The sequence below is a fragment of the Sphingomonas sp. NIC1 genome (genome assembly GCF_001638925.1).
In the GTDB taxonomy this organism is placed as follows: domain Bacteria; phylum Pseudomonadota; class Alphaproteobacteria; order Sphingomonadales; family Sphingomonadaceae; genus Sphingomonas; species Sphingomonas aquatilis.
In genome coordinates this window covers 101,069-115,858 of the sequence record NZ_CP015523.1, presented here as the reverse complement: position 1 = coordinate 115,858, position 14,790 = coordinate 101,069, and the positions used below count along the sequence as shown (strand labels likewise).

Annotated in this window: 10 protein-coding genes and 3 pseudogenes; 6 read left to right on the top strand and 7 right to left on the bottom strand. The window is 65.6% G+C overall.

Translation table 11 applies throughout. The features are described from left to right. Positions 1 to 148 precede the first annotated feature (148 nt). Together A7E77_RS16895 and A7E77_RS16890 are read left to right on the top strand one after the other, a co-directional pair. On the top strand, positions 149 to 427 hold the full coding sequence (locus A7E77_RS16895) for a Crp/Fnr family transcriptional regulator (RefSeq protein ID WP_151895512.1): 279 nt from the start codon (positions 149 to 151) through the stop codon (positions 425 to 427). After that, positions 424 to 1,089 (top strand): sensor histidine kinase, encoded by a 666-nt coding sequence (locus A7E77_RS16890; protein ID WP_017980708.1) that lies wholly within the window; start codon positions 424 to 426, stop codon positions 1,087 to 1,089. The genes A7E77_RS16895 and A7E77_RS16890 overlap by 4 nt, the downstream gene beginning before the upstream one ends. Positions 1,090 to 1,453: 364 nt before the next feature. On the opposite strand, the gene A7E77_RS16885 is transcribed toward A7E77_RS16890, so the two are convergent. From A7E77_RS16885 to A7E77_RS16875, 3 genes are all read right to left on the bottom strand, one after another. After that, positions 1,454 to 1,828 (bottom strand): hypothetical protein, encoded by a 375-nt coding sequence (locus A7E77_RS16885; RefSeq protein ID WP_063690307.1) that lies wholly within the window; start codon positions 1,826 to 1,828, stop codon positions 1,454 to 1,456. 10 nt (positions 1,829 to 1,838) lie between these two features. Beyond that, on the bottom strand, positions 1,839 to 3,134 hold the full coding sequence (locus A7E77_RS16880) for an MBL fold metallo-hydrolase (protein ID WP_063690396.1): 1,296 nt from the start codon (positions 3,132 to 3,134) through the stop codon (positions 1,839 to 1,841). 1,073 nt (positions 3,135 to 4,207) lie between these two features. Continuing rightward, positions 4,208 to 4,762 carry a recombinase family protein gene (locus A7E77_RS16875; protein WP_063690394.1) on the bottom strand — a complete coding sequence of 185 codons (555 nt, stop codon included), beginning with the start codon at positions 4,760 to 4,762 and terminating at the stop codon, positions 4,208 to 4,210. 166 nt (positions 4,763 to 4,928) lie between these two features. Here A7E77_RS16875 and A7E77_RS16870 point away from each other — a divergent pair. Further along, positions 4,929 to 7,894, top strand: a pseudogene (locus A7E77_RS16870) (Tn3 family transposase). Positions 7,895 to 8,347: 453 nt separating this feature from the next. On the opposite strand, the gene A7E77_RS16865 reads toward A7E77_RS16870, so the two are convergent. The 4 genes and pseudogenes from A7E77_RS16865 to A7E77_RS16845 form a co-directional block, all read right to left on the bottom strand. After that, a complete protein-coding gene (locus A7E77_RS16865) occupies positions 8,348 to 8,902 on the bottom strand; it encodes a GNAT family N-acetyltransferase (protein WP_017980706.1) in 555 nt (184 codons plus the stop codon). Beyond that, positions 8,899 to 9,207 (bottom strand): DUF1778 domain-containing protein, encoded by a 309-nt coding sequence (locus A7E77_RS16860; protein ID WP_017980705.1) that lies wholly within the window; start codon positions 9,205 to 9,207, stop codon positions 8,899 to 8,901. Before A7E77_RS16860 ends, A7E77_RS16865 begins: the two co-directional genes overlap by 4 nt. Before the next feature lie 133 nt (positions 9,208 to 9,340). After that, positions 9,341 to 10,440 (bottom strand): IS3 family transposase gene (locus A7E77_RS16855; RefSeq protein WP_151895511.1). Its coding sequence is split into 2 segments (ribosomal slippage): positions 9,341 to 10,188 and positions 10,188 to 10,440, totalling 1,101 coding nucleotides; the frame shifts between segments, so codons are not numbered across the junction. 78 nt (positions 10,441 to 10,518) lie between these two features. Beyond that, positions 10,519 to 10,911: pseudogene (locus A7E77_RS16845) on the bottom strand (DNA methyltransferase); the annotation flags it as partial. A gap of 141 nt (positions 10,912 to 11,052) precedes the next feature. Between A7E77_RS16845 and A7E77_RS16840 the strand changes: the two are divergent. The 3 genes and pseudogenes from A7E77_RS16840 (at position 11,053) to A7E77_RS16830 (ending at position 14,574) form a co-directional block, all read left to right on the top strand. Beyond that, positions 11,053 to 12,198: pseudogene (locus A7E77_RS16840) on the top strand (AAA family ATPase). A 50-nt stretch (positions 12,199 to 12,248) separates the two neighbouring features. Further along, a complete protein-coding gene (locus A7E77_RS16835; RefSeq protein WP_017980699.1) occupies positions 12,249 to 13,304 on the top strand; it encodes a ParB/RepB/Spo0J family partition protein in 1,056 nt (351 codons plus the stop codon). A gap of 79 nt (positions 13,305 to 13,383) precedes the next feature. Beyond that, on the top strand, positions 13,384 to 14,574 hold the full coding sequence (locus A7E77_RS16830; RefSeq protein ID WP_017980698.1) for a replication initiator protein A: 1,191 nt from the start codon (positions 13,384 to 13,386) through the stop codon (positions 14,572 to 14,574). The last annotated feature ends 216 nt before the right edge of the window (positions 14,575 to 14,790 follow it).

Here is a 14,790-nt window from a genome sequence, read left to right as displayed (position 1 = left end):
GATCCACACCCTTCCGCGCGACCGCGTTCTGGCGCTGGCCGAGCAGCACAGCGGCATCGCCAAGACTCTCGGCTGGCTCGCGCTGAATGAGAACGCGATCCTCAGCCAGTGGGCGCTTTGCCTTGGCCGGCTGTCAGCCCGGCAGCGCTTGGCGCATCTGTTGTGCGAGATGAGCGCGCGGCTCGGCGATCTGGACGATGGGGAGAGCCGCTTCGAGCTGCCGCTGACCCAGGAGCAGATCGCCGATGTGCTCGGCCTCACTTCTGTCCACGTCAATCGCACGGTCCAGCAGCTGCGCGCCGAGAGCCTGATCGAGACGAAAGGGCGCACTGTCATGATCGCCGACATGGACGCGCTTCGTCAGATCGCGGGTTTCGATCCTGCCTATCTACAGGACGGGCGAGCATCCGCCCACCTCGCGCCATGAACGATTCCGAGATGGCAACGGCCTACGCCAATCCTTCTGCCGATTATCGGGCCCTGTCGCCGGAAGCCGAGCTGCTGCTGCGCGAAACCAATCATCGGTGCAGCAACGACCTCCAGCTCGTCGTGAGCCTGCTCGCGCTTCAGAGCCGGAAGGCGGCAAGTGACGAGACGCGGCAGGCGCTGATCGACACGATGGAGCGGGTCGCTATCCTCGCGCGTGCCCGAGCGTCGCTCAAGGAAGAACGCCGACCGACGCTGGAGGCGGCATTGCGGCAGGTGTGCGAGGCGTTGCAGAGCCAGGCCGAGCCGCGCTCCATCTTCCTGTCGCTGGAAACGGCGAGCGCCGTGAGCGGCTTGTCGGCGGTTCAGGTCACGACACTGACGCTGATCGTCAACGAGCTGGCGACTAACGCCATAAAACACGCCTTCGCACAGGACCGAAGTGGTCGCATCCGCATCGTCGTGCGCCCGCACGACAGCCGAAGTCTGACGATCATCGTCGATGATGACGGTCTCCCTTTCCCCGAGATCGCAAGTCGAACGACGGGTGGACTGGGGCTCGGACTTGTACGGCGATTGCTCGAGTCGATCGGCGGGCTCGTCATTCTGCCCGCGAACGGATCAAAGTGTTTCGAGATCAGGGTGCCGATGGCGAGCCACTAGGCGTCATCTTGTCGTAGCCTTCGTGTGGAGAGTAGCTGGATCAGACTGAAGAGGGCGACGTGACCAACGACAATCCCGAATATTATGAACGGCGCGCCCGAGAGGAAGCCGAGGCAGCAGACAGTGCGAAATCGGCCGAGGCGGCATCGGCGCACCGCCTGCTCCCAGGGCGGTGCCGGCATTGAGCGGCAAGCTGATAATTATGCCGCCGACCTGTTGATGCCGGCCTATCTGTTTCGACCGCTTGCTGCCGCTCACCGGCGGCCGTCATTCGAAGCAATCGACGCTCTGGCGGCTGCCTTTTCGGGGGCACCTCAAGGTTTGTTACACGAACAGCGCTAGGCGGAACGTAGGGGCAACTATGTTATGCGGCTTCCGCTCGCCGGTAATGAGGGTCGCTGCGCACCAAAACCGCGGCCCTGCCAAGGCCAAAGCGCTCGCATATCGCTGTGATGCGAGCAGGACTCTGTAGCCGTTGGTCAGCGTAGAGGACGAAGCCGCCCGGCTCTTTCACGATCCGGCCACGTGGGTGCTCGTCATACTCGGTCGTCAGAATCCTGGCCGGAAGGCCATTCTTGGCGAGCCAATGGCCGCCCGCCTCCTGCCAGCGCTCCCAGTGTTCCGCATGGCCGCCATCGAAGGTGAGGCAATCACCATATCGAGCTGCGTCCTCCAGCTCGCATCCGGCAGCGACGAGCACGTCGTCGACCATCCAGAATATGCCGACTGCTCCCGTCATCAGCGTCGCCTCACGGCAAGGCCCAAGGCTCGCCGTCGGCGAGCCGGCGAAATGGCGGCAGCGGAATGGTCGGCTCGTCCCAGGCTATGCCGTGGACAGGGACCAGGGCTTTCGGCGCGATTGCGGCCGCGAAGCGGGAAAGGTCGCTCGGGCTGGCGTGGCCTGACGTGTGCAGCTTGACCGTCTTCGCACCGGCCGCCTGCGCGTGCGCCCATCCCGAGTTCGCGTCGTCGGGATCGAGATAGCCGCTCCAGTTGGAGAAGGCGTATGCGTCTTCCGAGGTGAAGCCGAGGCCGGCGCGGTCAAAATCCCGCACCATCGAGTCCCGCAGCATGATGATCGCTCGATCATTGACCAAACGCGCCCGCGACGTGGCGAACGGACTGGTCGCCATCTCGGTGACAAATGCTTCCCGGCCTTGCCGGGCGTAGAGGCGCTTGCCTCCAGGGGTGATGACCACCTTCAGCTCCGGAAAGTCGGGGCCGGGCACCGGCAGCTGCGTCCCGTTCGCGATCCGGCGCAGCACATCGGCGCCGTACAGATCGACGACCAGCTTCCGGCCCGTTCGCCGGGCGGCTCGGAACAGGGTCACGGTCCGGTCGATGTTCTGAGCCGACCATTGTACAAAGACGTGCCGGGGCGTCTGCTGCGCTAACTCGACAAAGGCGTTCTCCAGCTCGGCTTCGCTGATGACGGGCTTATCCGTGCCCAGGTTCGTGCCCTCCATGATGAGGACGTCGACAGCCTTCGGGGGCGCCGCGATCATCGCCTCCACCAGCCGAGCCTTGCGACCGTGCGCGCGGAAGTCGCCGCTATACAGAACGCGCCGGCCCGCCCCCTCGATGAGCAGCATATAGGCGTCGGGCGCCGAATGGTCGGTCAGGTAAGGGGTAATCGTGAAGCCGCCGATCGCGAACGGCTTCGAGCGGCTGTCCCATGTATAAATAGGGCGAGCGATGCTGCCGCCGAACAGCTCGGCCGACAGGCGCATCAGCTCTGCCGCCTTCTTGCCCGTCCAGATCGGCCACTCGGCCGGCAGCTCATCGATCAGGCCCCAATGGTCCATGTGGGAGTGGCTGAACAGCACCGTCGCCGGTCGGCTGAGGTCCAGGGTCGACGGCAGCAGCCCGGTCGCTTCGCGTGGCGCGTCGAGAGGGCGTCCCGCATCCAATATCAGGCGTTCTCCATCGTCCCCTGCAATTTCGATGCACGATCCTCCGATAGACTGCGTTCCTCGATGAACAGTGAGTGTGAGCGTCACGCCGACACCGGGGTAGTCGGGAGGAGGGCAGAACGGGTCCGTCATGGTCGGGACCAACCTCATGCACCCGGATACCGGCCCGATCGAGCTTGAGGCGGTGCTCGTTTCTGGCGAAGCTCGCTGCCGCCTGCGCCATCCGGCTGCTGGCGATCCCCTCCGTGGAGCCTTCCGGCCAGTAGTTTCCGACCACGATGCCCGGCTGCACGACCACGGCTGGCGAGTCGAGTTCAGCCAGTGCTTTCCAGATCGTCACGCACTCCGGGTCGCTCGCGTCGCCATCGCGGAACACGCGGTGCAAGCCCAGCAGATCGGCCGCGGTGTTCCGATAGGCCTGCTGCACCTGGGCGATGCGGTCGCTCTCCTCCATCCAGCGCACATATTTCCCGAGCTGCTCAAGAACCCTCGGCGCGGCATCCCCGCTCGCCCGCAGCTCCGGGTTGTTGGCGCACTTGGCTTCCCAAAAGGCGATCGAAGGCGGTTCACCCTTCGGGCATTGTGCGATCACGAGGTCCATGCGGGGCGCCACCCGCTCGCTGCCGGGCGTATCGCTTGCTGGCAGACCCATCTCGAGGTCGATTACTCCCGGGTTGGCGGCGATAAGGTCATCGACGAAGCGCTTCTCCGCGGAGGCGTAGGTTTCCGCCGTCTCGATCCAGCCCGCCACCAAGCTGCCGGTTGCCGGGGCGGCCAGGGCTTGGGCGTCGTAATCCTGATAGCCCTGCACGGGAGGAGCGCCGTCGCCAACCCGCTCCTTTCGACGCCCGGAGGTATAGGCCCTGTGGACCGACAGTTTCGGACCGCCCCGGCCGACGGACAGCTTAGCGACCGACTGCCCTTTAATGTAGAAGTTGAGATAGCCGTCCCGCAACCCGAGCCTCAGCACCGCTGCTCCGGCCGACACCTCGCCCGGCAAGCTCCAACGATCGAAAAGCGTGCGGACTGCGTTGCCGGGCTTGTTCGCCTCCCACTCGGCAAGGGCGTTCACCGCGAACGAGCGGGCAAATGTCGGCATCGTGTTCCCCCCAAAAAGCAGTATTCATTTCAGCGGGCCAGATATTTACACCCGAAGATAAGAAAGTCCGGTTGTTGCCGCTCGGCAACACTACCAAGCGGGCCGATCATGCGGCCTGCTCCAGCGCCCGGTACAAGGTCGCGTGGTGACACTTGAGCAGCTTGGCTGCCTCGCGAACCGAAGTGCCCTCGCTGACGAGGCGCGACCCGAGCGCGACCTGATCGGACGTGAGCTTGGGTTTGCGCCCGAACTTGACGCCGCGCGCCATCGCCGCGGCACGCCCGGAGCTGGTGCGTTGGTGGATCAGCTCACGCTCGAACTCGGCAATGCCGGCGAACACGGTTAGGACCATGCGGCCGGCCGGTGTGGTCGTGTCCGCCCATGGCTCGGCGAGCGAGCGCAGCCCCGCGCCCACCTCGTTCAGTCGCTCGGCGATGTCGAGCAGGTCGCGCGTCGAGCGCGCCAGCCGGTCGAGGCGAGTGACCACCACCACGTCATCGTCGCGCAGCTGCTCCAGCATCTTGTCGAGTTCGGGCCGGGCGCGCTTCGCACCGGACACCTTTTCCTTGAACGTGCGGCGGCAGCCCGCGTCCTTCAGCGCCGCGCTTTGGAGAGTGAGGTCCTGGTCGTCGGTGGACACGCGCGCGTAGCCGATCAGCATGTCGCAGATGTGCATCGAAACGCCCGCAATTAGCAACAGACATTTGCGACAGCGCTCGCCCTCGTAGCGGGACCGGTCAGGATGGCTGTCGCGGAACTTGAGAGTTGCGCGACACCTCGCCCCGCGACCGACGACGCGATACGCTCCCGGCCCGGGGGTGAGTAGAATGGCCAGACGCGACCTTCTAACGGGCGACGAGCGTCGTGCGCTCTTTGGCGTGCCGCTCGACCGCGCATCGCTCGCCAAGTTCTATACGGTAGCCGACGAAGACCGGCCGCTGATCGAGATCAAGCGCGGCGACGCCAACCGGCTCGGCTTCGCGCTGCACCTCGCCTTGCTCCGGCATCCCGGCTTCGGGATGCGCCATAACGACATTGTGCCTGACTTCCTCGTGCGCCATGTGGCTGGGCAGCTCGGGATCGGCGCGGGCGTGTTCACCGGCTATGCGCGCCGTGCCCAGACCCGGCTTGAGCACGCATGGGAGGCGATGGGCCATTTGGGGCTGCGCGCGTTCGAGGCGGCCGACGTCGCCGGCGCGCTCGGAGCGGCATCACACGCTGCGAACGCGACCGAGCGCGGTCGCCTGATCGCTGCGGCCGTTGTCGAGCAGCTCCGTGCCGCACGCATCGTGCTACCCGCGCCGGCCCGCATCGAGCGGATTGGGGTGGCTGGCCGCGCTATGGCGCGCCGGCTCGCGGCCGACGCCGTGGTGGACGCGCTGACGGACGAGCAGATCGCCGCGCTCGATGCCTTGCTGGTCGTCGACCCCGAGCATGGCGAGACGCCGCTCGCGTGGTTGCGCGACACCTCCGACAGCCCATCTGCGCGCAACCTGGCCGGCATCCTTGCCCGGCTCGCCCGGGTACGATCGCTCAAGCTCGATCCACGTATGGCCGGGGCCGTCCACGAACACCGGTTCGAGCAGCTCGTGCGCGAGGGCCAGGTCGCGCCCGCGTTTCTACTCTCCGACTACTCGCCTCGCCGCAGGCGTGCCACCCTCGCTGCGGCCCTGCTCGACCTGGAAAGCCGGCTGGCGGACGCCGCGATCGAGATGTTCGGGAAACAGACCGGGCTATTGTTCGCCAAGGCCAGGGCGGCCCAGAAGCGCGAGTATGAGGCGACGTCGCGCGATGTGAACCGGCTTATGCGCCTGTTCGGCTCCACCATTGGCGCGCTCAGGGTCGCGCGCGAGGACGGGCTTGACGTCTGGGAGGCACTCGACACGGGTGTCGGTTGGAGCAAGCTTCTCGGCGCCGAGGACGAGGCGACCGCCATCGCCGACATGGCCCGCGACGAACCGCTGATCCGGGCGGCCGACCGCTACATGACGCTCCGGCGCTACGCGCCCGCCTTCCTCGACGCATTTCGGTTCAAGGCGGCCGGGTCGCGCGACGGCGTGCTTGGCGCGATCAGGGTCGTCCGCGAGCTGAACGCAAGCGGGCGGCGTGATGTGCCGGCGGACGCCCCCATGCCGTTCTCCAAAAAGTGGAAGGCGGCGATTGCCGAGGGCGGCGCCATCGACCGTCGCCGCTACGAGACCGCAACCGTCGCCACGGTGCGCGAGCGCCTCCAGTCGGGTGACCTCTGGGTTGAGGGCACGCGCGACCACCAGCGGTTCGACAGCTATCTGCTATCACCCGCGCGAGCGGCCGAGGTCGCGGCCGGGCTGCCGTTCGATACGGACGTGGACCGCTACCTGGACGGGCGCATGAAGCTACTCGACTGGCGGTTGCGCCGGTTCGCGGGCGCGCTGAAACGCGGCGCGCTCGACGGGGTGAAGCTGCGGGGCGGCGAACTCCGCGTCACCCCACTATCCGCAGTCACCCCCGCCACGGCCGATAGGCTGGACGCGGCCGTCGACCGGCTCATGCCCAAGGTGCGCATCACCGAGCTGCTCGCCGAGGTCGCGAGCCGGACCGGGTTTCTGTGCGCGTTCCCGGAGCTGCGCTCGGGCCGCGCCCACTCCAACCCGCAAGCCGTGCTTGCGGCCATCCTGGCGGACGCGACCAACCTCGGCATCGAGCGCATGGCCAACGCCAGCCAGGGCGTCACCTATGCTCAGCTCGCCTGGACGCACGGCTGGTACATATCGGGGAGAACTACGCGGCTGGTCTGCGTCACCTGGTCGACGCGCAGGCCGCGCTGCCGCTTACGCGCGTGTGGGGCGACGGCTCGACATCGAGCTCGGACGGGCAGTTCTTCCGGTCGGGCAGGCGTGGCGCCGCGGGCACCGTCAACGCCCGCTATGACCGGGAGCCCGGGCAGAAGATCTACGCTCATGTCGCGGACACCTACGTGCCCTTCCACATGAAGCTGCTCTCGGCGACGACGGCCGAAGCCCCCTACGTGCTCGACGGGCTGGTCGCGCACGGGTGCGGGATCGAACCCGCGACCCACTACGCCGATACGGGCGGGGCGTCCGATCACGTCTTCGCGCTCGCCCACCTGCTCGGGTTCCGGTTCGTGCCGCGGCTGCGCGACCTCGCCGACCGCAAGCTCGGCGTCTTCGCGGGTTCGTCCCGCTACCCGGCCCTAACTGCGCTGATCGGCCGCCCGTTCAACGTCGCCGCCATACGCGAGAGCTGGGACGAGATCATCCGGCTCGCCGCCTCCGTGAAGGCCGGCGCGGTGTTGCCGTCTGTCATGCTCAGGAAGCTCGCCGCCCACCGTCGTCAGAACCGACTCGACTTCTCGCTCCAGGAGGTGGGCCGGATCGAGCGCACCCTGTTCACGCTCGACTGGCTGGAGTCCAAGGCGCTCCGCCAGCAGTGCCAGGCGGGGCTGAACAAGGGCGAGGCGCGCCATACGCTCGCCCAGGCCGTGTTCGTCCACAAGCAGGGGCGGCTCCGCGACGCGCAGTTCGAGAACCAGGCTCTGAAAGCGTCCGGGCTGACACTGGTCACCGCCGCGATCGTGTACTGGAACACCTTATATATGGGCCGTGCGGTCGAGCACCTGCGTGAGCGAGGTGAGCCCGCGCCCGACGAACTGCTCGCCCATGTCGCCCCGCTCGGCTGGCGGCACATCAGCCTCACGGGCGACTACCTGTGGCAGAACGCCGCGGCCGACCTCGACCGGGACGGCTACCGGGCGCTCAACTTGCCGAACGAGCCCGGGGCGAAGGTGGCCTGAGCAGCCGCGTTCGCCACTTGTTCAGCTTGCCGCTGTCCGTGTGACAAACCTTGTGGTGCCCCCTTTTCCACCAGCCGGTTGGCGACGGCGCAAAGGTTTATCGACCATAGTCCTTGGCCCTGTATGATCGTTTGCCACGGTCAGAACGGACGCCGATGGTTTCGACGCAATGGCGGCATTCCGGATCACTGGTTTCCCCGTGATGATCTCGATCCTGAGTCAGACGCGATGGACGTGCTGTATGGAAGATTGATCGGTGGCGGCCGACGATCATCGGGGCGGACGCATGGTTCGATCGCCGGGGCGCCGATAGGTTTGAGCTGACCGAGGAGTGCGTCAAAGGCTTTGGGAATGATGTGCTCGCCCTTCTGACGCTGAAAGATCAAATGCTTGATTAGGACCGCGCAGCATGGGGCTTTGAACTGGGCAAGTTACGCGTCAGCAATTCTCAGCCTACGCATCCGCTTGCGTAAGAGTCCGAACCGTCGCGATCGGCAGGAACAACCGCAAGCCGTTGGAGGGCAGCGGCTCAAAGCCATAGCCGGTATAGAGCGCGATGCGTTTCGCCACCTTCTCGGCATCGCCGCAGTTGAACACGTCCAGCATGACGACGGCGATCCCCAACGCTTCGGCCGCCAAGGCTAGGCGCTTGAGACAATCGACCAACAGATCGCCGCCATAGCCTTGCCCTTGAAAGCGGCTGTCGACGCCGATCATCGAAATGTAGGCGGCCGGGATACTGCCATGCGCAGGGCGGTTGCGGGCGAACCGATCGGGTAACTCGGTATAGTCGATCGCATGGGCGTTGGTGGCATAGAAGCCGATCAGCTCGCCCTCGGCACCGACCATCACGAAGGTGCGGACGTTATCCGCCTTGGCGAGCTTGTTCGCGGTCCGGCGGAAGAAGTTGTCGACCTGCGTGATGCCACAGGAAAAGGCCGCTCGATCGTGCTTGGCAGGATCGAGCGGTTCGATGGTGAAGAGCTTTGCGTCCTCTGTCGCCGTCACCTGCTGACGATCGTCTCACGATGCCGCGCGAATGCTGCCCGAAGTCGCTCGGTGGGTGCCGGCGGCGTGTCGAGCGCCGCAAAGAAGCGCGAATGATCGACCGGCTGCAGGGTGGTGCGTTCGTGCGCCGCGATCGTCTCCATCGCAGAGCGATAGGCCGCGTTCATCGTGAAGACGGAATCGTCCACACCGGAAAGAGCGGCAGCCTGCTGAATCGCCTGCTTGATGCGCGGCTTGGTACGGAAGTTCATCCGCTCGCTGCTGCGCTCCCCAACGGCGCCGACCTGATCCTGAAAGCCAAGCATGGCACACCTCATCCAACCTTCACGCACATGTACGTCTTTGCGGCGTACATTTCAACAAAAGATTGAGAGTCGCTTAATTTGTCTTTGAGGGTCCCCCGGTTTCTCATCCAGGTCGAGGGTGAGTTTCCGGCGTTCATTCGGCCGAGATCTTGGCCGCGGCAGCAGCATATTCCACCGGCGTCAGCCAGCCAAGCGATGTGTGAGGACGGCTCTCGTTATAGTCCCGCCGCCAGGCCTCAATCTTGGCTCGCGCGTCCGCCAGCGACAGGAACCAGTGCGTGTTCAGGCATTCGTCCCGCAGGCGCCCGTTGAACGATTCCACGAAGGCATTGTCCGTCGGCTTGCCCGGACGGCTGAAATCCAACGTGACGCCGTTCTCGTAGGCCCAGCGATCGAGCGCCTTCGAGATGAACTCCGGCCCATTGTCCACCCGGATGGTTTTGGGCGCGCCGCGGATCGACGAGATCCGCGCCATCACCTCGACCACCTGCTCACCCTTGATGCCCTGGTCGACGTCGATCGCTAGCGCCTCGCGGGTGAACGCATCGACCACCGTCAGCGCGCGCAGGCGCCGGCCATCGAACAGCGCGTCCGAGACGAAGTCCATCGACCACATCTCGTTCGGCGCCGCAGCGGCAGGCTGTCGGTCACGGTTGGCGGCGCTGACGTTGCGCCGGGGTCTCTTGAGCCGAAGGCTCAGTCCATCATCCCGGTAAAGCCGGTAGACGCGCTTATGGTTCACGAACCATCCCTCCCTGCGCAACAGGATGTAGATCCTGAAGTAGCCGTACCGCGTCCGCGTCGCCGCCAGGTCACGGATGCGCAGCATCAGCGGTGCCTGGTCCGGTCGATGCGACACGTAGCGCACCGACGACCGGTCAACGCCCAGCGCCAGGCAGCTGCGTCGCTCGCTGACACCATGGGACGCCTGGACGTGCGCGACGAGTTCGCGCCGTCGTCCAGGCGTCAGGGCTTTTTTGACAGCACATCCTGCAGAATGTGCTTGTCCAGGCTCAGGTCCGCGACCAGCTGCTTCAGCTTGCGGTTCTCCTCCTCGAGCAGCTTCAGGCGCCGCAGCTCGCCTACACCGAGGCCGCCGTAGACCTTCTTCCAGCGGTAGAACGTCTGCTCCGAGATCCCCATCCGGCGGATCACCTCCGCCACCGACGTACCCGTCTCCGCCTGCTTCAGCGCGAACGCGATCTGCTCCTCGGTGTGCCTAGTCTTCTTCATGTCCCAGCTCCTCGCCCGCAGGCTTCAAAGGGCCGGAAAACTCTCACTCAACATGGATGAAAAAACAGGGAGGACGTCACCAAACACCTCGTCCATCACGATCTTGAGGTAATGCCCCTCATGATCGTCAATTGACACCCAGATGCTTCCATCCTCAGCGAGCAGTTTTTGGAGTAGTTCAAGCCGCGGATAGATCATCGCCAGCCACTGACTGTGCTCTAACGTGTCGTCATAATGGACAGAAACAGCCGACCGCGTATTGTAAGGCGGGTCGATGTAGATGCACTTCACCTGTCCGCGATAATTGGGCAGCAGGCTCTTGAGCGCCTCCAGATTGTCGCCTTGGATCAGCATGTTGCCGCTGCCGGGCGCGCCGGCGGAAAGCGCCGCGTCGCGCTCCAGCAGGCGGTACGGTACGGCATCCGCCGCCTTCACGTCGCGGTCGCGTGTCAGCCAGTGCAGGATCGGCATTGTGTCCCCTTCGCCCGCCTTCTTGCCGCCCTGAATGAAATCTGGCATGTTCGTTGCTGAAAAGGTTCAAGGGGCTTTGTCTTGGCACATGATGGTGCAGTGCTGACGCAGATCGGCGACCTCGCCGAGGCTGGCGAGCGGATGATCGAACGCCTCCGGCGCAAAGCGTTTCTGCCCGAGAGCCGCAAGGGGCTCAACGTTCGCTTCGGCATCGCCGAGGCGGCACAGCTGCTCGGCTGCTCTACCAACCGCATCCGCATGGCGGAAGATGACGGGAGATTGCCCCCTGCCCCGCCTCCGAGAGCGGGCGCCGGCTGGGCTACACGGTCGAGGAAATGCTGCGGATGCGCGAGGTGCTGGGCGCGTCCCTGCCCGCGCCCCGCTCGACTTGCCGGCGATCATCGCGGTGCAGAACTTCAAGGGCGGCGTTGGCAAGTCGACCGTCACCACGCACCTAGCCCATTATTTCGCGGTGCAGGGCTATCGCGTGCTGGTGGTCGATTGCGACAGCCAGGCGACGACGACGACCCTGTTCGGCTTCAACCCACACTTCAACATTACGCGGGAAGAGACGCTCTACCCGTATCTCTCGATTGACCCAACCCAGGCGGACCTGCTCTACGCGGTAAAGCGGACGCCGTGGCCGAACGTGGACCTGATCCCGTCCAATCTCGAACTGTTCGACGTTGAATATGAGCTGGCGGCAGCGGGCAGCGATGGCGGATCAGTGCTGGCGGCGCGGTTTCGCAAGCTGAAGCGCGGTTTGTCCGACCTCGCGCGCGACTATGACATCGTTCTGCTCGATCCGCCCCCTGCCCTCGGCACGATTAGCCTGGCAGTGATGCAGGCGGCGAACGCGCTGCTGGTGCCGCTGGCGGCCACCACGCCGGATTTCTGCTCCACCGTGCAATTCCTGTCGATGATGGATCAGGTGCTGCACCAGCTGACGGGCGCCGGCATCGAGGTCGACTACCAGTTCGTCCGGCTGATCTGCTCCAAGTTCGATGGCAACGATCCCAGCCACGCAATGGTGCGCGCGATCATGGAGCAGAGCTTCGGCTCTGCCCTGCTCCCGGTGCCGATCCTCGAATCGGCCGAGATCAGCCATGCGGCGATGCGGATGATGACCGTCTACGAGCTGGAAAAGCCGATCGGCACGCCCAAGACGCACAAGCGCAGCCGCGCCAATCTGGACGAGGCGCTGCGGCAGGTGGAGCAGCTCGTGCGCCAAAGCTGGGGCGTGTCGAACCGGCCAGCGAGGAGGCGGTGATCCATGCCGCGGCCTGACCTTTCCTACAACGCCATGTTCTACTTACGTTCTGCACGGGAGGTGCGGCATGGCGCGTAAGCAATCGGACTATCTGGCGGCGCTGCTCGCAGATGACGCGTCCGAACAAGGCAATGCCCCCTTCCCTGCCCCGGCGCGCGAGGCTCCCCCGGAACGCGCGCGCACGACCACGCTGCTCGGTCGCGAGTCCGCGCTGGCGCGTGTGGCGAGCGGCGAGGTGCGGCAGGTCACCCAACTGCTGCTCGATCCCGCGCGCGTGCGCATCTGGCCGGGCAACGCTCGCACTTACGCGCACCTCTCGGAGGAGAATTGCCGCGAGCTTATCGACTCGATCGTCGCCGAGGGCGGACAGAAGGTGCCGGCGGTGGTGCGGCGCGTCGACGGCGATCCGGATCACGATTTCGAGGTGATCGCCGGCACGCGGCGGCATTGGTCGATCAGCTGGCTGCGTTCGCACAGCTATCCCGACATGCAGTTCGTGGCGCAGGTCGCGCAGCTGGATGATGAGGCGGCTTTCCGGCTGGCGGATCTGGAAAACCGCGCGCGGGCCGACGTGTCCGACCTGGAGCGGGCCCGCAACTATCTCGACGCGCTGAAGGCGCATTACGGCAACCACCAGACGCGGATGGCCGAACGGCTGAAGCTGTCCAAGGGCTGGCTGTCCAAGATGCTGAAGGTCGCCACGATCCCTGACGCGGTGATTGCCGCCTTCCCCTCGCCGGGCGACGTGCAGCTGAAGCCGGCCTATACACTCGCCCAGGCGCTAGACGACAAGGACATGGCCAAGGCGATCACCGCCATGGCGCGGCAGGTCGCCAAGGAACAGGCGGCACGTCGCGAGGCGGGCGCCCCCCCCTCCCCCGCCACGGACGTGCTGCGGCGGCTGCTCGACGCGCCAAAGGCGTTGTCCGGTGACGAAAGGCCGGAGCCGTACCGCTACGCCACCAAGTACGGGCGCACCGCACTGACGGTACAGTCGGCTAACCGGCAAGGCGTGACGATCCGCCTCCACGCGGGCTCTGGCGCAGACACGGACGAGTTGATGACCGCCTTGCGCGATGCACTGGCCCACCTCGAGGCGACCGGGAAAGGACTCCAGCGCTGATGTTTCCCCGGGGAAACATGCAGGGGCGGAGCATCGGTTTTGTAAACCGCTGGTCGATGTTTCCCCGGGGAAACATCGCATGACCCGCGCGCGCCGGGAGGCCGTGTCCGAGCAGTTCGAGCTGTTCCTCCCCTATCTTGCCGACTTGCCGCTGCGCGACCAGCGCGAAATGATGGAGCGGCCTTTCTTCAGCCTCGCAAAGTCGAAGCGTGTGAAGCCGATCGACTACCGATCACCGGACGGCAAGCTGTGGGTCCACGTCTCGGCCAATCCCGACTACGGCATGGCGACGATCTGGGACGCGGACATCCTGATCTACTGTGCCTCGATGCTCGCCGACATGGCGCGCCGCGGCGTTAACGACGTGCCGCGCAAGCTCCACCTGATGCCCTACGACCTGCTGCGCGCGATTGGGCGGCAGCCGACGGGTCGCGCCTATGAGCTGCTCGGCCAGGCGCTCGACCGGCTGGTGTCGACCACGGTCAAGACAAATATCCGTGCCGAGAACCGCCGCGAGGCGACGTTCAGCTGGCTCGACGGCTGGACGCAGCTGGTGGACGAGAAGACCGAGCGCTCGCGTGGCATGACAATCGAATTGTCGAACTGGTTCTGGGAAGGCGTGATGATGACCGGCGGCGTGCTGTCGATCGACCGCGCCTATTTCGACATCACCGGCGGGCGCGAGCGCTGGCTGTACAAGGTCGCGCGCAAGCATGCGGGCGGCGCCGGCGAGGCGGGCTTCGCCATCTCGATGCCGACGCTGTTCGAGAAGTCGGGCGCCGAGGGCCAGTATCGCCGCTTCAAGTTCGAGATCGCCAAGATCGCCGAGCGCGACGAACTGCCCGGCTATGCCCTGACGATAGAGCAGCCCGATGGCAAGCGCGAACCCGCGTTGCGGATGCGCCGGCGAAGCGAAGGCGAGACGAAGGCGGCGCCGTCAGCGAAGGCAGCGAAGACTGGCAAGGCACCCTCCCCCGCCCCGAAGCCCGATCCCGCTCTTGAGCCGACGGCCGAGCCCGGCGTCGATGCCGCCGCCCTGATCCGCCGCAGCGTGAAGAGCCTGTCGGGCCGCGCCACCTTCGGCGAGATCACCGACGCGACTCTGGCAACGCTGCGCGCCGAATGCCCCGGCTGGGACTATCAGACACTCCACGCTGACTTCCGCACCTGGATAGAGGCGGACGCAGGCCGGACCCCGGTGAGCTATCAGAACGCCTTCATCGGCTACGTGCGGCGCTTTGATGCTAAGAATCGGCATACGCTGCGATAGAGAGATCACCTGCGATTCGTGGCCACCGAATAGGACGGCGTCGCCAGCGCGGGGTTCTGTGTCCGAACATCGAGCAGCAACGCGATCCTTTGGCAGACGCGGCACGGAGCTACAACTAGACGACGATTGTTGAAAAGGTCCGGGCAATGCCCGCGCTCGCCAACACTACGCGGCCGGGTAGCACATCCGGCTTCGCGCCGCTGCATCAGGTGGCGC